18 protein-coding genes are annotated in these 18427 nt (G+C 64.0%); 6 read left to right on the top strand and 12 right to left on the bottom strand.

The genetic code is table 11. The features are described 5' to 3' along the window. Positions 1-253 precede the first annotated feature (253 nt). From VH564_RS20560 to VH564_RS20535, 6 genes are all read right to left on the bottom strand, one after another. Positions 254-1519, bottom strand: coding sequence for an ABC transporter substrate-binding protein (locus tag VH564_RS20560; protein ID WP_423341725.1), 1266 nt, complete (start codon positions 1517-1519; stop codon positions 254-256). Between the two features lie 27 nt (positions 1520-1546). Further along, entirely contained in the window at positions 1547-2383 is an 837-nt protein-coding gene (locus tag VH564_RS20555) for a carbohydrate ABC transporter permease (protein WP_423341724.1), read from the bottom strand. Beyond that, positions 2380-3306, bottom strand: a complete 927-nt coding sequence (locus tag VH564_RS20550) for a carbohydrate ABC transporter permease (protein WP_423341723.1) — start codon at positions 3304-3306, stop codon at positions 2380-2382. Before VH564_RS20550 ends, VH564_RS20555 begins: the two co-directional genes overlap by 4 nt. After that, a complete protein-coding gene (locus VH564_RS20545) occupies positions 3299-4462 on the bottom strand; it encodes an ABC transporter ATP-binding protein (protein ID WP_423341722.1) in 1164 nt (387 codons plus the stop codon). The genes VH564_RS20550 and VH564_RS20545 overlap by 8 nt, the downstream gene beginning before the upstream one ends. Further along, on the bottom strand, positions 4459-5295 hold the full coding sequence (locus VH564_RS20540) for a metallophosphoesterase family protein (protein ID WP_423341721.1): 837 nt from the start codon (positions 5293-5295) through the stop codon (positions 4459-4461). Before VH564_RS20540 ends, VH564_RS20545 begins: the two co-directional genes overlap by 4 nt. A gap of 205 nt (positions 5296-5500) precedes the next feature. Continuing rightward, entirely contained in the window at positions 5501-7858 is a 2358-nt protein-coding gene (locus VH564_RS20535; protein ID WP_423341720.1) for an FdhF/YdeP family oxidoreductase, read from the bottom strand. Positions 7859-8073: 215 nt separating this feature from the next. Here VH564_RS20535 and VH564_RS20530 point away from each other — a divergent pair, with 215 nt between their 5' ends. After that, positions 8074-8283: a SlyX family protein gene (locus tag VH564_RS20530; protein WP_423341719.1), complete on the top strand. Its 210-nt coding sequence runs from the start codon at positions 8074-8076 to the stop codon at positions 8281-8283. 21 nt (positions 8284-8304) lie between these two features. Here the strand turns inward: VH564_RS20530 and VH564_RS20525 are convergent, their stop codons facing one another. Next, positions 8305-9087 (bottom strand): SDR family oxidoreductase, encoded by a 783-nt coding sequence (locus VH564_RS20525; RefSeq protein WP_423341718.1) that lies wholly within the window; start codon positions 9085-9087, stop codon positions 8305-8307. A gap of 363 nt (positions 9088-9450) precedes the next feature. Between VH564_RS20525 and msrA the strand changes: the two genes are divergently transcribed. From msrA to VH564_RS20500, 5 genes are all read left to right on the top strand, one after another. Further along, complete coding sequence (msrA, locus tag VH564_RS20520) at positions 9451-10188, top strand: peptide-methionine (S)-S-oxide reductase MsrA (protein ID WP_423341717.1); 738 nt, start codon at positions 9451-9453, stop codon at positions 10186-10188. A 215-nt stretch (positions 10189-10403) separates the two neighbouring features. After that, on the top strand, positions 10404-11330 hold the full coding sequence (locus VH564_RS20515; protein ID WP_423341716.1) for a bestrophin family protein: 927 nt from the start codon (positions 10404-10406) through the stop codon (positions 11328-11330). A 62-nt stretch (positions 11331-11392) separates the two neighbouring features. After that, the gene (locus VH564_RS20510) at positions 11393-11932 is read left to right on the top strand and encodes a sigma-70 family RNA polymerase sigma factor (protein WP_423341816.1); all 540 of its coding nucleotides are present in this window, start codon (positions 11393-11395) and stop codon (positions 11930-11932) included. Further along, the gene (locus tag VH564_RS20505) at positions 11919-12686 is read left to right on the top strand and encodes an anti-sigma factor family protein (protein ID WP_423341715.1); all 768 of its coding nucleotides are present in this window, start codon (positions 11919-11921) and stop codon (positions 12684-12686) included. Before VH564_RS20510 ends, VH564_RS20505 begins: the two co-directional genes overlap by 14 nt. 20 nt (positions 12687-12706) lie before the next feature. After that, positions 12707-13423, top strand: a complete 717-nt coding sequence (locus tag VH564_RS20500; RefSeq protein ID WP_423341714.1) for a Bax inhibitor-1/YccA family protein — start codon at positions 12707-12709, stop codon at positions 13421-13423. Positions 13424-13570: 147 nt separating this feature from the next. Here the strand turns inward: VH564_RS20500 and VH564_RS20495 are convergent, their stop codons facing one another. From VH564_RS20495 to VH564_RS20475, 5 genes are read right to left on the bottom strand one after another with little or no spacing between them, the layout of a single operon-like run. Further along, entirely contained in the window at positions 13571-14878 is a 1308-nt protein-coding gene (locus VH564_RS20495) for an NAD(P)/FAD-dependent oxidoreductase (RefSeq protein ID WP_423341713.1), read from the bottom strand. Beyond that, positions 14875-15864, bottom strand: a complete 990-nt coding sequence (locus VH564_RS20490) for a branched-chain amino acid ABC transporter permease (protein ID WP_423341712.1) — start codon at positions 15862-15864, stop codon at positions 14875-14877. The genes VH564_RS20495 and VH564_RS20490 overlap by 4 nt, the downstream gene beginning before the upstream one ends. Then, a complete protein-coding gene (locus tag VH564_RS20485) occupies positions 15861-16769 on the bottom strand; it encodes a branched-chain amino acid ABC transporter permease (RefSeq protein ID WP_423341711.1) in 909 nt (302 codons plus the stop codon). The genes VH564_RS20490 and VH564_RS20485 overlap by 4 nt, the downstream gene beginning before the upstream one ends. Then, positions 16766-17527, bottom strand: coding sequence for an ABC transporter ATP-binding protein (locus VH564_RS20480; RefSeq protein WP_423341710.1), 762 nt, complete (start codon positions 17525-17527; stop codon positions 16766-16768). The genes VH564_RS20485 and VH564_RS20480 overlap by 4 nt, the downstream gene beginning before the upstream one ends. Then, positions 17524-18324: an ABC transporter ATP-binding protein gene (locus VH564_RS20475; RefSeq protein ID WP_423341709.1), complete on the bottom strand. Its 801-nt coding sequence runs from the start codon at positions 18322-18324 to the stop codon at positions 17524-17526. The genes VH564_RS20480 and VH564_RS20475 overlap by 4 nt, the downstream gene beginning before the upstream one ends. Positions 18325-18427: the final 103 nt, after the last annotated feature.

The raw sequence follows: 18427 nt of genomic DNA, 5'->3' as shown, positions 1-18427 counted from the left end.
GGGGAGATCAGCTGGAGCGCCTTTGCCTGCCCAACTGGCTTCGACATGGCATATTTCCGCGAGGTCATTGTTTTGGATAGCCAGCGCGGCGACTTGATCTCCCCCCTGGTGGGGGAGATGTCGGCCAGGCCGACAGAGGGGGGTGCAGCCGTATATTCGAAGCAAACAATCGCTGCATATCCCGAAGGCCCCACAAACAAAAAACGCCGCCTCCCTTTCGGGAGACGGCGCAGATCATGGCATAGCCTGTGGCTCAGCTGCGCGGCAGCAGGCCTTCGACATCAGCGGCGGCGTCGTCGAGGGCGGCCTTTGGTTCAGCCGAGCCGTCAACGATGCGCGACAGGTTGTCGACGATGGTCTGGGTGACCTTGACGCCGTTGGAGCCGGGGAAGGCGTACCAGGGGATCATCAGCGACATCTGGTTCAGGCCGGCCTGGAACAGCGGGTTCTGCTTGTAGAACTGACCGAGATACTTGTCGGACTTGGCAGCCAGTTCGTTGTTCGGAACGTAGCCGGTGCCGGGAACGACGACGGAGGCACCGTAGGGGCCGGCGGCGAATTTCGCGAACTTCCAGGCGGCTTCCTGCTTGACCGGGTCCTTGGCGAGAATGACGACGGCGTTGCCGCCGGTCGGCAGATGGCCCTTGGCCGGATCAAGCAGAGGCAGCTTGGCGGTGCGCAGGTCGAACTTGGTGCCGACATTCTTGATGGTGTTGCGCAGCGCGCCCGTCGTCTGGAACTCGAAGCCGACCTTGCCGGCGGCAAAGGCCTGTTCGCCGGCCGACTTGGTGAAGACCGGCAGGCCGCCTTCCTTGGCCATGCGCTGCAGCGTCTCGGCGGCCTTCAGGCCTTCCGGACCGTTGAAGGCGACCTTGGTCTCGTCGGCATTCAGCATCGTGCCGCCGTTGCCGAACAGGAGGGCGGAGAACATCCAGTCGTCGCCCTGCCAGCGGAAATCGATACCGTCGACGCCGTTGCCGAGTGCCTTGATCTTGCCGCCGAGCGCAATGACTTCGTCCCAGGTGGTCGGCGGAACGTCGGGGTTGCCGCCGGCAGCCTTCACCAGGTCGGCGTTGTAGTACATGATCGGGGTCGAGGTGGCGAAGGCAAGGCCCAGCTGCTTGCCGCCCACCTGGGCGAGCTTCAGGATCGTGTCCGAGAAACCTTCCTCGGCCATGTTGCCGTCCTTCTTGACCAGCGGTCCGAGGTCGAGGGCAACGTTGCGCTCGGAGATCATCCGCAGGCGGTTGAGGCCGATGAAGGTGATGTCGGGCATGGCGTCGGTGCCGGCCTGGCGCAGGATGGTCTGGATGCCGTCCTCATAGGTGGCCGACGGGCTGGCGAACTGGATCTTGATATCCGGGTTTTCTTCCATGAACTTCTTCGAGATCGTGTCCATCACGTCCTTGAAGAAGCCGGGCATGGGGTAATGCACGGTCAGCGTGGTTTCGGCGCGCGCCGGCACCGAAACAGCCATGGCGATGGCGGCAGCGGCAACGAGCTTGGTGAAGTGTTTCATCGAGCGTTCTCCTGGTGTGGCGACCGGTCAGCCTTTGAGACCGGTCATGGTAATTCCCTCGACGAAGCGCTTCTGCGCGAGCAGGAAGGCGGCGACGAGGGGAAGGGTTATGACCATGGTGGCGGCCATCAGCGCGCCGTAGTCGTCGCCGGCTTCGGCGGCGCGGAAATACATCAGGCCGAGCGGCGGCGTCGCATAGCCCTGCTTGCTGATGACGATCAGCGGCCAGTAGAGGTCGTTCCAGTGGGCGACCACCGAGAAGATCGCAAAGGCGGTGACGGCCGGCCAGGCGTTGGGCACGATGACGCGGGCGACGATGCCGATTTCCGACATGCCGTCGAGACGCGCGGCGTGGATCAGGTCGTCCGGCATGGCGCGAAAGAACTGCAGGAACATAAAGATGGCAAAGACCGAGATCGAGAAGGGTGCCACCAGCGCGGTGTAGCTGTTGAGCAGCGAGGCGCTGTCGAAGGCGACGTAGAGCGGCAGCGCCGTCGCGTGGATCGGCACCAGCAGCCCGAGCATGACCATTGCCATCAGCAGTTTGGCGGCCCGGAATTTGAGCTTGGCCATGGCATAGGCGCAGGGGATGGCGACCAGCACCTGGAAGAAGAAAATCAGGCCGCAGACCATCACGCCGTTCCACAGCAGCGTGCCCATCGGCACGCGGCTGAAGGCCTTGGTGAAGTTGGCGACGTAATAGAAGGTCTGCGGAACCAGCGACAGGGCGGAGGTGAAGATCTCGCTCTGTGTCTTGCCGGCTGCCGACAGCATGAAGATGTAGGGCGACAGGAAGACCAGCGCGCCGAGCGACAGCACGGTCAGGCGGATGGCGCGGCCGGTGGTGAAGGTGGCTGTGCTCATGAGTAATGCACCCGCTTGTCGAGGACGTTGTATTGCAGGAAGGTCAGCACCATCAGGATGACGAGGAAGACGACGGTCATCGCCGAGGCATAGCCGACATGCAGGTAGACGAAACCCTCGTGATAGATGGTGAAGAGCAGGACCTCGGACGCCCGGTTGGGGCCGCCTTCTGTCAGCATCTGCACCGTCTCGAACACCTTGACGGCGTTGATGATGCTGATGGTGGTGACGAACAGCGTCGTCGGCGCCAGCATCGGCCAGGTGACGAGGCGGAAGCGATCGATCGCCGAGCGTGCGCCGTCGATTTCGGCGGCACCATAGAGCTCGCGCGGGATGGCGGTGAGACCGGCCAGGAACAGCACCATGTTGAAGCCGACGGACTGCCAGACGCCGATGATCGACAGGCTGTAGAGCACCGTGCCGGCCGAGCCGAGCCAGTTCGGGCCGGGAATGCCGACGGTTGCCAGCAGGGCATTGATCGGGCCGATGGTCGGATGGAAGAGATATTGCCAGACGGTCGCCATGGCGACGATCAGCGAGGCGACCGGCAGGAAATAGGCCGTACGAAAGAAGCTCCTCGCCGTCGTCTCGCTCTCGATCAGAAGGGCGACGCCGAGGCCGAGGACGATCGAGACGGGGGCCACGATCGCCGTGTAGACCGTCGTGTTCCACAGCGACTTGCGGAAGGTGCGGTCCGTGAACAGATGGCTGTAGTTGTCGAGGCCGACAAAGCGGAACTTGTCGATGCCGAGTTCGAAATTGGTGAAGCCGAGGCCGATGACGGCGATGACCGGCAACAGCACGAAAACGATCATCAGCACGATGGCCGGCGAGGCCAGCAGCCAGGCGGTGCGGGCTTCGTTACGGGCATGGACATCCGCCAGGCGCTTGGGCGAAACGGTATCGAAGGCGATGCTAGCCATGCGCCTGCTCCCGGACGCTTTCGACCGCAACAGGCGTTGCCGCCAGGCGCCGGCCGTCGGCGGCAAAGACCATCGCCTTGTCGGGCGACAGGGTGAGGGCAACCGGCTTGCCGACGGAAACGCCAGCCGCTTCGGCGGGCGTCAGCTTGGCGATCATGGTTTCGCCTATCGCGTCGAGCTTGCAGTAGACGATGACTTCGGAGCCGAGGAATTCGATGCGCTCGACATGGGCTGCCAGCGCGTCGTTGCTGTTGTCCGACAGGCGGACAAATTCGGGGCGGATGCCGATGGTGACGTCGGTGCCGGCCTCGCTGTCGTCGGACAGCGCCATGCGGATGCCGCCGAAGGAGACGCGGCCGCCCTCGGCCAGCGCCGGGACGAGGTTGATGCGCGGCTGGCCGACGAAGCGGGCGACATCGACATGGGCCGGATCGTCATAGATCACCTGCGGCGTTGCCAGCTGCAAGAGGTTACCGCCGATCATGACGGCGACGCGGTCGGCCATCGACAGGGCCTCCGCCTGGTCATGGGTGACGTAGACCGTCGGTACGCCGGCGCGGCGGTGCAGGTCGACGATTTCGCCCCGGGCATGGACGCGCAGGTTGGCGTCGAGGTTGGACAGGGGCTCGTCCATCAGGAAGACGCTCGGCTGGCGGACCATGGCACGGGCGAGCGCCACGCGCTGCCTTTGGCCGCCGGACATCTGGCCGGGCTTGCGGTCGAGCAGGTGGTCGATCTTCAGCGAGCGGGCCATTTCAGTGACGTCGCGCTGGATGGTTTTGCGGATGCTGCGCTGGCCGGGCATGAAGCTGCCGACGAAGGGCAGGCGCTGGCCGCGCGACAGTCGCCGCATGGCGAGCGGCACGGCGATGTTCTGGCCGGCGGTCAGGTGCGGATAGAGGGCATAGGACTGGAAGACCATGGCGATGTTGCGGTCGGCCGCAGCCATGCCGGACATTTCCCGGCCACCGATGACGATCTCGCCGCTGTCGGCATGGTCGAGGCCGGCGAGGATGCGCAGCAGCGTGCTTTTGCCGCAGCCGGACGGGCCAACGAGCGCGATGAACTCGCCCGGCTCGATCTCGAGACTGACGCCCTTGAGGATGGCGTTGTCACCGAAGGATTTGGCGATGCCGGAAAGGGAGAGCGCGCTCATTGGGCCGCATCCCGTGCAACCTTGTGGGCCGCCTGCGGATAGACTTCCTCGACGACGTCATCGAGGAAATATGCGGTCATGCCGGGGACCGCGACCAGTTCGGTCGTAATCTCGTCACCAAGCGTGTGGATGGCGGCGCCGACGAAGCGTTCGCCCGGCATTTCGCGTTCCATCTTGTCGAGGATGAAGGCGGCAGGCGGCGCCCAGACGGTTGCCGTCGTGTCGAAGCCGCCCTTCCAGGCCCAGTGCAGGTGGCCGCTCGCAAACAGCGCCACGTCGTGGGCAGCGATCAGGTCGTAGAGGCGCTTGCGCTGGTTCGGCCGAACGCTCCAATAGCCGGTGTCGCCTTCGTCGGGCCTGTCGACGAAGAGCGGCTTGTGGGCGAAGAGGGCGACGCGGCGACCTTCCCGACCCTCAAGCGCCTTTTCCAGCCATTCGAACTGGCCGTCGTCTTCGGCATCCTCGAAGCCCATCAACTGACTGTTGAGCCCGATCAGCCGCCAGTTGCCGTGGTCCTCCATCCAGCGATCGGGGCCGACCATGCGGCGCCAGCGTGCCAGGCGCTCGGCATTCACCGGCTGGGCGGAGTCAGGCAGATGGCCGACATCGTGATTGCCGGGGACGATCAGCATCGGTGCCGTGACCTGACGCATCAGGTCCATGGAGAAGGCGAGGTCCTCGTCTTTGTCGGCACCATCGACGCTGAGGTCGCCGGTGTGGATGACCAGGTCGGCGCCACTGTCGTTGATCCAGCGGGCCAGCGGTTCCCAGTTGCCGTTGAAATGCGGCTTGTTGGGGCTGACATGGGTGTCGGTAATCTGGATGATTTTCATGGGCGCGTCTCCGAATTTGGCCGGAAGCGCCCCGCAAAGGGAGCGGCACTCGAGAGGAGGCCGGCGCTTCTTGCCGCCCTCTCTAGTGCTCGCTCATGTCAGTTGAATAACAGCCCAAAGGATCTTGGTGGATATTAGAATCAGCAGGAATGGCGCCGAAAACGGCTGTCCGGAGACAGCTCCCGACAGGCTGAAAGCCCATTAATCAGAGCGTTTTTCCAGCCGCACCATCGGCGGCAACGCGGCTGAAGATCGGCATCGGCTCCAGTGTCTTGCCATCTTTGACGATCCGCACCGGTATCGATTTCGCAGCTGGCACCTTGCTCTTCTCGGCATACTGCCAGAGCGGGATCAGCGAATTGCACTCCGGATAGTAGCCGCCGCAGCAACTTTCGGGGATGCTGTAGGGAACGACGCGCAAGCCACCCAGCCGGCGGTCGACGCCGTCGTCGGTGGCTGTGACCAGGGAAACGGTGTCATCCTTGGCAACCCCAAGCTTCTGCATGTCCTTCGGGTTGAGGAAGATCACCATGCGGGTGCCTTCGACGCCGCGGAAGCGGTCGCTGTAGCCGTAGACCGTCGTGTTGAACTGGTCGTTGCTGCGCAGCGTCATCAGCCGGAAGACATCCGCGTGGTCTTCCGCGAAGCTTGCCGACAGGGCACTCGGCAGCTTGAAATTGGCCTTGCCGGTGTCTGTCTGCCAATCCCGTTCACAGGCCGCGATCGGTTTTTCGAAGCCTCCGGGCGTGAACATCCGCTTGTTGAAATCCTTGAAGATCTTCGGATAGGTCGCTTCGATGGCGTCGCGGACTTTTGCGTAATCGCCAACCCAGTCATCCCATGGGACCAGTGGTTCTGCCGGAAGGCTCGCTTTGGCGATCTCGGCGACGATCTTCGGCTCCGAGTAGAGGTCAGGCCCGGCGGGAGCGTGGAAGCCCTTCGAGCCGTGGATGCAGGCGGTGCTGTCCTCGACGCTGACGGCCTGCGGGCCGGTTGCCTGTTCGTCGATCTCGGTGCGGCCGAGGCAGGGCAGGAGATAGGATAGGCCGCCGTTGAACAGCTGGCCGCGGTTGAGCCTTGTCGCGATCTGCACGGTAAGCCGCATGTTCGGCCAGCGCTCTTCCATCACCTCCCGATCGGGCACTGCGCGCAGGAAATTGCCGCCAAGGCCGATGAAGGCTTCGACGCTGCCGGCAACGATCGCCTCGCAGGCCTCGACGGTGTTCAGGCCGTCCTCGCGCGGCGGCTCGAAGTGGTAGAGCTCCTTCAGCTTGTCGAGCGGCACCAGTTTGGTCTTTTCGGAAATGCCGACAGTGCGCTGGCCTTGTACGTTCGAATGGCCGCGCACGGGACAGATGCCGGCCCCCGGGCGACCGATATTGCCACGCAGCAGCAGCATGTTGACCACCATCTGCACGGCTTCGACGCCCAGCTTGTGCTGCGTCAGGCCCATGCCGTAGACGCCGATCACCGATTTGGCGCGGCCATAGGTATCCGCCGCTTCGACCATGGCGGCAATGGGCAGGCCGGATTCCCGAACCAGCACATCCCAATCCTGGCTCTTCACATAATCGATGAAGGCCTCGGCGCCGTGGGTGTGCTCGGCCAGGAATTCGCGGTCGAGAAGGCCGCTGCCTCCGGCTGCGAGGTCGGCGTCGTCGGCGGCCAGCAACGCCTTGCAGATGCCGGTGATGGCCGCGATGTCGCCGCCTGCCTTTACCTGATGATACTGGCTGCTCATCCGTGTCCCATGGTTCGTCGCCATCTGGATGGGGCTCTGCGGATTGACGAAGAGCTCGAGGCCGCGCTCCTTGAGAGGGTTGAACGTGACGATGGTGGCGCCGCGCTGGACCGCCTCCTGCAGCTGATGCAGCATTCGCGGCGCGTTCGAGCCGGTGTTCTGGCCGAAGAAGAAGAAGGCATCGGCAGTCTCGAAATCGTCGAGGCGAACAGTGCCGATGGGGACGCCGATGCTCTCCGGCAATGCCACGGAGGTGGACTCGTGGCACATGTTGGAGCTGTCGGGCAGGTTGTTGTTGCCGTAGATCCGGGCCATCAGCTGGTACATGTACGAGGTTTCCAGCGAGGCGCGGCCGGACGCGTAGAACACCACCTTCTTCGGATCGTCCAAGCGTATTGCCTTCAGTTCCTTGCCTATGGCGGCGAAGGCTTCGTCCCAGGCGACCGGTACAAAGTGGTCGGAAGCCGCATCGTAGCGCATCGGGCGGGTCAGGCGGCCGGCATTTTCAAGGTCGTAATCGCTCCATCCGCGCAGTTCGGTGACGCTGTGCTTGGCGAAGAAATCCGGATCGGCGCGGGTGGAGACCAGTTCCCAGAACGTCGCCTTGGCGCCGTTTTCGCAGAATTCGGCGGGATGCGGCTTGGCCGGCTTTGCCCAGGCGCAGCTTACGCAGGCGAACCCATCGGCCTTGTTCTGCTTGGCAAGGCCAGGGATGACGCTGAGCGGCTGACCGTTTTCACGGGCCTGATGGGCGAGGGACCTGACCGATCCCCAGCCACCGGCTGGCGCATCGTTTTGCTCGATTCTCGGCGCGTCGGACATTGTCGTCTCCTGCTGGCGGTTTGCAATTCTCTTGAAACCTCTGGAACGCCGATGGGTTCCTCTCTTTCCGTGCCTGTGCCAACACGGGAACATGATGTTGCATGGCCGTTACGGCTTGCCGATAAGCTGTCGCCTGCGGATGTCGTGCGCTCACCCTTGCCATGGGCGTCGAAAACTGATGTCTCGCGGCAACAGCAAGATTGAAGGGATCTCCCATGTCCGAACAGGAAACGCGCATTACCCAGCTCGAGGAGGTGGTTGCGCACCAGGCAAAGACCATCGACGAGCTTTCCGATCAGCTGACTGCTCAGTGGAAAGTCGTCGAGGAGACGCGTTACAAGCTCGAGCGGCTGGTCGAGCGCTTTATGACGCTCGAAGAGGAGACCGCCGAGGCGCCGGCCAATACGCGGCCCCCGCATTACTGATTGACCGACGGCTGAGGAGGCCTAGCGCAGGAGGCTCTGGCCTCCGTCGATCCAGATCGGGGTGCCGGTGATGTGGCGCGAGCGGTCGCCGGCCAGGAACAGGATGGTGTCGGCCACTTCCTCGGCGGTGCCGTATTCGCCCCCGGTGAGCGGGATTTCCCCTGCCGGCCACTCGACCGGAACGCTGGCTTCCTCCTGATTGCGCTTGTGCGTGTTGTCGTCGATCTCGGTGACGATGGCGCCGGGGCAGACGGCGTTGATGCGGATGCGGTGCTTGCCGAGTTCGAGAGCCAGTTGCTGGACGATGGCCAGTTGCCCGGCCTTGGTCGCGGCGTAGGCGGTGGCGCCGCCATTCGAAAAAGTCCGCGTGCCGTTGATGGAGGATATGACGACGATCGAAGCGCTGCCCCGCTTCTTCAGATAGGGTACCGCCAGGTGCAGCGTCATGTAGGTGCCGCGCAGATTGACGGCGATGGTCTTGTCCCATTCGTCCGGCGTGATGTCGTCGATCGGGGCCCAGACGCCGTTGATGCCGGCACTGGCGACTACGATATCCAGGCGACCGAAGTGCTCGACCAACGATGCGGTCGCCGACCGCATTTCGCCTTCGTTGGTGACATCGGCGGTCAACGCCATGGCCTTGCCGCCGACCGCTTCGATCTCCCGCACGGCATCGTCGAGTTCGCTCCTGGTATGACCGAGCAGGCCAACCATGGCGCCTTCGGCGGCCAGCTTCAGAGATGCGGCCTTGCCGATACCCGATGCGCCGCCGGTGACGAGCGCGACTTTGCCTGACAGTTCCATGATAGTCTCCTTCCGGTGTTCGGGGATGCCTCCGATCGAAGGCTCGATCAGGGCTGGCGGGACGGATGCACCTCCGATGCCGGCGGTGGTCGTCATCCGATGCATCCGCCACTGTTCGATTTGCAAACGGTCGCTTCGACGGTTTGTTCCTGGCTGTCCCGCAAGCGGTCACGGTCACATTCGCGTGTCAGGCGCCGCCGGATGTAACAAAAGCGCTGTCGGCTCCGTATCTGATGTATGAACGAAGATCACACTGGAGGGACTGGCGATGCTGACGAACCGCTCCTGCGATGATCGGGAGTTTACGCGCCGCGACCCGGGTGCCGGGGATAATTTCGACAGTCCGCTCAGAGGAGACCATCCATGACGATGCCTTCCAGTCATTCCATACGCGATGTGATGTCCCACTACGGCCGCCGGGCGGGTACCGCCGTGGCCATCCTCCTGGTCGGAGGCGCGGTGCTGCATTTCACGCCTTCGCAGGCCGGCGAGGCACGCGATATTCCTAAACCGGTCGTCGATGAAGCGCCGGGCTCCGGCACCGAGACCATCGCGCTTGCCGGCGGCTGCTTCTGGGGTGTCCAGGGCGTCTTCCAGCACGTCGACGGCGTTGTCAGCGCCGTTTCCGGCTATGCGGGCGGCGCCAGGAACACGGCGGAATACGAGACGGTCAGTACGGGTACGACAGGGCATGCCGAAACGGTGAAGGTGGTTTTCGATCCGCACAAGGTCAGCCTCGGCCATCTGCTGCAGATCTATTTCTCCGTCGCCCACGATCCGACCGAGCTGAACCGCCAGGGACCCGACAGCGGCACCCAGTATCGCTCGGCGATCTTCCCGACGACGCCGGAGCAGGCCCGCGTCGCCAAGGCCTATATCGAGCAGCTGAACAAGGCCGGTGTCTTCGGCAAGGCGATCGTGACGAAGATTGAGCCGGGCAAGAGCTTCTATCCGGCCGAAGCCTACCACCAGGATTTCCTGACAACCCACCCGACCTATCCCTATATCGCCATCAACGACATGCCGAAGATCGATGACCTGAAACGGCTCTTTCCGAAGGATTATCGGGCCGAGCCGGTGCTTGTGGCTGCCGGCAACTGAGCAAGAGGCGGACTTGGCAGCACGCTGGCTGGCCAGCGATTCAAACGAATATTTCGTCTGGTAGTCTTGGATATCCGCAGCGCCATCGATATCGCGCGTTTCCGGCGACATTCGGACGCATGACTGGCAGCGTCATCCTTCAAATATTCATTAGGCGGGCTAAGGTTCTGTTGTAAGGATGGCGGACCGATTTCCTTATCCGACAGAGCTCTTCCATGATCGTCCGCGACCGCCCGGGACTTCTACCGCTGTTCTTCATCATGCGCGGATCGATCATTCCGCGCATCCTGCCGCAGATCCTCGTCATCTTCGTCATGTCCTGCTTCATCACCTGGGGCCATCATGAGCGTCCGGGGATGATCCTGTCGGTCAGCGGCGTGCCTTTCGCGGTTCTCGGCACGGCGCTTTCGGTGTTCCTGTCGTTTCGCAACAATGCCTGCTACCAGCGCTGGTGGGAGGCGCGTCAGAGCTGGGGGCAGCTGGTCTATGCGGCCCGCACATTCTCGCGCCAGACCTTGCTCTTGGAGGCGATCCACGGCGACGAAGGCCGGCGCATGCGCCGCAGCCTCATGGAACTGGCGATTGCGATGCCGCAGGCGCTGGTCCAGCACCTCAGGCCGAATGGCGACCATGGCAAGGTCGAGCGGGTGCTGCCGGCCGATTTGCGGCCGCTCTACCACGCCGCCTCGAACCGGCCGGAGATGCTGATGCGGCTGATGTCGACCGATCTGGCGCGGATGCGGGCGGGCGATAAGCTGACAGACATCCAGTACCAGATGCTCGACGCCAGCGTGACGCAGATGGCGATCGTGCCTGCGGTCTGCGAGCGCATCCGCAACACGCCGCTGCCGTTTGCCTATACGCTGCTGGTGCACCGCACCGCCTATCTGTTCTGCTTCCTGATGCCGTTCAGTTCGGTCGATGTGCTCGGCTGGGGAACGCCGTTCGCAGCTGCCGTCATCGCCTACACCTTCTTCGGGCTGGATGCGCTCGGCGACGAGCTGGAAAATCCGTTCAGCAAGGAGGCGAATGCTCTCCCGATCGCGGCGCTTGCCGATGCTATCGAGCATAATCTGCGCGAGGCGCTGGGCGAGACGGACCTGCCGCCGCTGCCGAAGCCCAGGGATTTCGTGCTGATGTAACCCGTTTCGATTTTTTTGATCGGGACGGGAATAAGTTCGCATCGGTGTCCGTATACTCAGTCATGGAACGCAACGGACGCACATTCGATGTCTTGGCACAGCTCTCATCCCTGAGACGCTACGCCCGCTCGCTGGTGCGCAACGCGGACGATGCCGAGGACCTGGTGCATGATGCGCTGGTGCGCGCCTATGAGCGCAAGTCGACTTTCCGCCGCGGTGCCAACCTGCGCTCCTGGCTGCTTTCCATCCTGCACAACGCCCATGTCGACCGGCTGCGTCGCGACCGGTCGATGACCCGCCGCCATGATGGCGCGGCTGTCGAGACGGAGCAATCGCTGGCCGCCGGCCAGGAACATGCCGTGCGGCTGTCGCAGGTGCGCAATGCCTTCTTCAGCCTGCCGGAAGAGCAGCGGGCAGCCCTGCACCTCGTGGCCATCGAGGACATGTCCTACAACGAGGCGGCGGCGGCGCTCGGCATCCCGGTCGGCACGCTGATGTCGCGGATTTCGCGGGCGCGGGCCCAACTCAGGGACTTCGAGGACAAGGCACCGGCTGCGTCGCATCTGCGTGTCATTGGAGGAAATGATCATGACGCCAGCTGACCCGATCATCGATGCCGATCTCGACGCCTATGTCGACGGCGAGCTGGACGTATCCCGGCGCATCGAGGTGGAATCCTATCTCTCGGAGCATCCCGACATGGCGGCCAAGGTGATGGCAGACCTCAGCCTGCGCGGAGAATTGCGGCTGGCGCTTGCCACGGAAGCCGTGGCCGGCGGCGCGCAGACGCGCGAGGCCGCGCGCCGGCTGGAGCGGGGGCTTGCCTCCGGGCGGGTGTTCCAATCGCTGCAGCGTATTGCGGCGGTCGGCGTGCTGGTGACGGCCGGCTGGGTGGCCCACACTTCCTTCGGTGCCTTCTCGGCCACCGAAGTCTCGGCCTCGGTTCCGCCGCCTGAATTCGTCGACGATGCCGTCGCGGCCTTCCGCACCTCGGCCATCCGGTCTGAGGTTGCCTCACAGCCGAAGGCGACAGGCTACAATCCGGAGGAGATGCGGGCTGCCACCGCTATCGTCATGCCGACGCTGCCGGCCGACTGGAAGGTGGCGGACGCCGAAATCTATCCCTCGGCCTTCGGGCCGAGCATCGAAGTCAGCGTCGACGCCAAGGGCAAGCGGCTTTCGCTGTTTGCCGTCCGGCCGGGCAGCTTCGCGGTTGCCAAGGTCGCCCACGTCGCACTCGACGGCGTGCAGGCTTCATACTGGCAGATCGGGGAAGTGGCCTATGCGCTGGTCGCCGATCCCAACGTCAACAATCTCGACGGGGAGGCCGAGCGGCTTTCCCGGACGCTCTATTAACCCAATCAAGGAGACAGATCATGAATCCGATCAATCCCCACTCCGGTTTCGGCGTCAATGCCGGCACCCAGGCGCTGTTCGACGAGGGCCTGCGCAAGCACATGCTGCGCATCTACAACTATATGGCCATCGGCCTTGTGGTGACGGGCCTCGTCGCCTTCGTCGTCGGCACGACGCCGGCCCTCTACGTGCCGATCTTCTCGTCGCCGCTGAAGTGGGTCGTCATGCTCGCGCCGATCGGCTTCGTGCTGTTCTTCTCGTTCAAGATCCAGTCGATGTCGGCCGGCGGTGCGCAGATGATGTTCTGGGCCTTCTGCGCTGTGATGGGCCTGTCGCTCGCCTCGGTTTTCCTCGTCTTCACCGGCGCCAGCATCGCGCGCACCTTCTTCATCGCCGCCACCATGTTCGGCGCGACCAGCCTTTATGGCTATACGACGAAGCGGGATCTCGCGAATTTCGGCTCGTTCCTGATGATGGGCCTGATCGGCGTCGTCATCGCCAGCGTCGTCAACATCTTCCTCGGCTCGACTGTCCTGCAGTTCGCCGTGTCCGTGATCGGTATCGCCGTCTTCGTCGGCCTGACCGCCTGGGACACCCAGAACATCAAGGAACAGTATGCCGAGAACTATGATCAGGAATCGCAGCAGAAGATGGCCGTCATGGGCGCGCTGTCGCTGTACCTGAACTTCGTCAACATTTTCCAGCTGCTGCTCAACTTCACGGGCGAGCGCGAGTAATAGCTCCTCCTGGTGGGGCCAGGAGTGAGCGAGCGCCTGCCGATCTGTCATGGGATCGGCGGGCGCGTTACGTTTTAGGGGTTTAGGAGCATTTCAGCGTCTCGTTGAGGCATGGAAATGCTCTTTTTGTTTTCAAGCATTGAAGCTTTAAGCGGCGCGTTCGTCCAGGCAATCCTGCAGCATGCTCCAGGGCAACAGCGCATTGGGCGCGTGCCGGAGCAGGGCGTGGAAGGGGATCGGCGCCGGCGGTGCGAAGGGAATGGCGAGATCGCGGGCGTCCGCACCCGCCGCCCAGTCCGCGATCGCCCGGCCCATTGCTGTCGTCATGGCGATGCCGCGGCCGTTGCAGGCAAAGCCGGCAATCAGTCCGGGGCCGAGATCGACCAGATGCGGCAGGAAATCCGGCTCGACGGCGGCAATGCCCGACCAGCTGAACTCCAGCGGTGGCAGGTCGGGGAGCCCGAGCTTTTCGGCCATCCGCCTGTGGATCGTGTTCGGCACACGGCTGTTCGCGCCGGGGCCGAAGATGTGCATGCCGCCCGATATCAGCCGGTTGGCGGCATCGAAGCGGAAGGTGAAGAGGTTGCGCCGCGTGTCGGAGGCGCACTGGTTTCCCGGCAGCAGGCTTTGGCGGACGGAAGCCGGCAGCGGTCGGGTCGCGACCTGAAAGACCTTCAGCGGAAAATAGGTGCGCGCCAGCTGCGGATTGAGGCGACCGCCATAGGCATTTGTCGCAACCACCACCTTGCCGGCGCGCACAGTGCCGGTCGACGTCGTCAGCGTCCAGCCATTGCCGGAGCGGCCGATACTCGTTACCGGCGATTGCTCGAAAATTTTCACGCCCAGCCTTTCGGCCGCATCGGCGAGGCCCCGGGCATATTCCACCGGATTGAGCACGCCGCCCGATTTGTCCGTCCAGCCGCCGAAGTAGCCCTCTATCCCGGTGAGGGCGCGGACGGCCTGGCGATCGAGAACCACGGCCGGGCGACCGCGTGCCTGCCACTGGGCGGCGCGCGACTTCACCTTCTCGAAGGCGGCGGCCGAGTGGGCGGGCTGGATCCAGCCGCTCTGTTCAGCTTCGCATTCAATCGCGTGCCGGCGGATCAGGTCGAAGACCAGGTCGCCGCTGCCGGCCGCCATCTCGATCAGGCGTTCGCCGCGCTCGGGGCCGAGTTCGGCGATGACGTGATCCGGGTCCTTCTTGGCGAAGTTCGGCACCACGAAGCCGGCGTTGCGGCCGGTGGCGCCCCAGGCGATTATGCCTGCCTCGAGCACGACGACCGAGAGGCCTTTTTCCGCCGCATGCAAGGCCGTCGAGAGGCCGGAGAAGCCAGCCCCGACGATGGCGAGATCGACGTCGAGCGTGGCCTCCAGGGGAGGGCGGTTGCGTCGGTTGCGGCCGACGGCGTGCCAGAGCGATGGAACGGTCGGGGGGACGCTTTCCCTCGTGCTCACGAGGCGGCCCCGTTCTGATCTGACACGGCCGGCGGCTGTTTCCTGCCGAACCAGCGCGGACGGCGCGGCAGGGTGCCGAGGATGCCGTTCGGGCGCACCAGCAGGATGACGCAGAGCATGACGCCGATGGCAACGATCTGCAGCGATGCTGCGCGTGCCTGCTGGTCGGTCGGGAAGGCGGCGCTGGTCAGCGCTCCGGAGCCGGCCCAGATCGCCCAGACGAGGACGCTCCCGAGGATGGCGCCCTTGTTGCTGCCGGACCCGCCGACGATGAGCATCGTCCAGATCTGGAAGGTCAGCGTCGGCACATAGTTGTCAGGGGCGATGAAGCCGATGAAATGCGCCTGCACTGCGCCGGCCAGCCCCATGATCGCTCCGCCGACGGCAAAGGCCTGGACCCGGTAGAAGCGGGCGCTCTTGCCGAGCGAGATGGCGGCGCGCTCGTCCTCGCGCAGCGCCTTCAGCACCCGTCCCCAGGGGCTGCGGGAGAGATGTTCCAGCGCAAGGTAGGTGACGAGCGTCACGCCGGCGCCGGCGGCGAGGTTCGAGAAGTTGAACAGAACAGGCGTTTCGGCGAGGCCTGCGAAGGGTCGCGGGATAAACCCGATGCCGAAGGGGCCACCGGTCAGTTTTTGCGCGTTCAGCGCCACCAGTTGCACGACGACGGCGACGCCGAAGGTGGTGATGGCCAGATAATCCGACTTCAGCCGTAGCGTGGCGACGCCTGTCAGGGCGGCGGCTAGGCCGGTGACGAGCATGGCGCCGAGCCAGCCGATGACGATGGGCATGTCGAAGCCGCCCAAGCGGCCGACCGTATCGGGTGTCGTCAGCAGCGCCGAGGTATAGGCGCCGATGGCGACGAAACCGGCCAGACCGACATTGAACAGGCCGGTCAGCCCCCATTGCAGATTGAGGCCGAGAGTGATCAGCGAGAAGATCAGCGCCGTCGTCAGGAAGAATGCGCCATAGCCAACGATGTCCATCATCTCTCTTTCACTCCGAAGAGGCCGATCGGCCGGACCAGCAGCACCGCCATCAGGATGACGAAGGATACCGCAGCCCGCCATTCGGCGCCGATCAGTTGCACGGCGCCGGCTTCCGCAAGGCCGATGATCAGGCCGCCCAGCACGGCGCCGGGCACGCTGCCGATACCGCCCAGAATGGCGGCGGCAAACATCGGCAGCATCATGTCGAAGCCCATCAGCGGCCGGATCTGCACCAGGATGCCGATCATCACGCCGGCGACGCAGGCGAGCGCCCCGCCGATCAGCCAGGTCACGCGCACCACCTTGGTAACGTCGATGCCGACCACGCGGGCGAGCGCCGGGTTCTGGCTGACGGCCTGCATCGAGCGACCGATCTGGGTGCGCGTCATCAGCATGTGAACCGAAAGCACAAGAAGCGCGGTCATCAGCAGCAGCACGATCTGGTCGGGCGTGATGCGGATGCCGTAGCCGACCGGCATGGCGATCTGGATCGAACGGCTGAAATAGGCCGGCCGCGAGGTGAAGATGAACTCCAGCAGGCTGCGCAGCGCCATCGAGGCACCGAAGCTTGCCATGACGACGATGATCGTCTGACCCTTGGCGCGCAGCCGCGCGAACAGGATCTTGTCGAGCAGCAGCGCCATCAGCCCGGTGAACGCCATGCCGATGACGACGGCCACGATTAGCGGCCAGCCGAAGGAGAGCGGGCCGATCGGGGCGATCTTGCCGAACATCGCGCCGATGGCACTGACGGCGGTGAGCGTCGCGTAGGTACCCCAGGCCATGAAGTCGCCATGGGCGAAGTTGGAGAAGCGCAGGATCGAATAGGTCAGCGTCACGCCGATGGCGCCGAGGCCGACCATCGAGCCTGTCAGAAGACCGTCGACGATGAATTGCAGGTTCATGCGGCACCTCCGGTATCGGTCGATCGTGCAGGCTGCGACGGTCGCTGGCCGAGATAGAGCTCCGCGACCACAGGGTCGTTCCACAGTTCGGAGGCGATGCCTTCGTGGCGGTCCTTTCCTTCGACGAGCACATAGGCGCGGTCGCCGATGGCAAGCGCTGCCCGGGCGTTCTGCTCGACGAGCAGGATGGTGACGCCTGAGTTGCGGATGTCCGCCAGCATCTGGAACACCATCGAAACGAATTTCGGCGACAGGCCGGCCGAGGGCTCGTCAAGGACCAGCACCTTCGGATCGACCACCAGCGCGCGGGCGACGGCGAGCATCTGCCGCTGTCCGCCAGACAGGTTGCCGGCGGCGATCTTGCGGTGGCGGGCCAGATCCGGGAATGTCGTGTACATCGCCTCGATGCGGGCGGGGACATCGCTTGGCTTTAGGATACCGCAGGCGACCTTCAGGTTGTCGTCGACCGACATCTGCGGAAAGATGTTTTCGGTCTGCGGCACGAAGGCGAGGCCGAGACGCACCATCTTGTGGGCAGGGGCCGCCGTGATGTCCTTGCCGTCGAGCAGCACGCTGCCCGATGTAATCGGCACGAGGCCGGCGACGGCCTTGATGAAGCTCGACTTGCCGGCGCCGTTGGGCCCGAGGACGACGACGATCTCGCCCCTGTTGACGGTGATCGAGGCGCCCCGGACGATTGGCACGCCGGGCTCGTAGCCGGCGACGAGATCGCGGACGAGGAGAACGGGTTCGCTCATGCCGCACCTCCGAGATAGGCTTCGATGACACGCGGGTCACGGGCGACTTCTTCGGCCGTGCCCTGGCAGAGCAGCTGGCCGCCAGCCATGACAAGCACGCGGTTGCAGAGCCTGGTGACCATGTCGATGTTGTGCTCAATCAGCAGAAAGGTGATGCCGCGTGCGTTGATGTCGCGGATGCGGTCGATGATGACCTCGAGCAGGGTGGCGTTGACGCCGGCTGCGGGCTCGTCGAGGAGGATGATCGCCGGATCGGCCATCATTACCCGGGCCAGTTCGAGCAGCTTGCGCTGGCCGCCTGAAAGCACGCGGGCCGGCTCGTGGGCAAGCCGGGTCAGGAGCACGAGGTCGAGCAGTTCCATTGCCTTGTCGCGGGCGCGCTTTTCCTCTGCGGCAACGCGCCAAGGCACCAGGAAATTGGCAAACAGGCTTTCGCCCGTCTGGTGCTGGGCGGCCAGCATGACGTTTTCGATCAGCGTCATGTTGGGGAGCGGGCGCGGGATCTGGAATGTGCGGCCAAGACCTCGGCCGATGCGGCGGTGGGCGGATTCGCCTGAGACCACTGTTCCATTGAGGCGGATTTCGCCGCTCGTCGGCAGGACGCTGCCGGAGAGAAGATCGAACATGGTCGTCTTGCCGGCACCGTTCGGGCCAATCAGACCGAGGATTTCGCCGTGCTTCACCTCGAAGGACACGTCGTTGACGGCGGCTATTCCTCCAAACCGCCTGATGACATTTTTCGCAGTCAGAACAGGCGCTTGGGTATCCTCCCCCTGCCGTTCGGATGGTAAACTCATGGATCCCTCTGGCCGGGGACGATCGTTGCCGACCCCTGATTTTTTGATTTGTGATCACACTTGCATTGATCACGCTATTCAGCTTTAATTCGTTCTGCAAGTC

The organism is Rhizobium sp. HT1-10 (genome assembly GCF_049472505.1).
Classification (GTDB): domain Bacteria; phylum Pseudomonadota; class Alphaproteobacteria; order Rhizobiales; family Rhizobiaceae; genus Rhizobium.
This window is presented reverse-complemented; position numbering and strand designations above follow the sequence as displayed.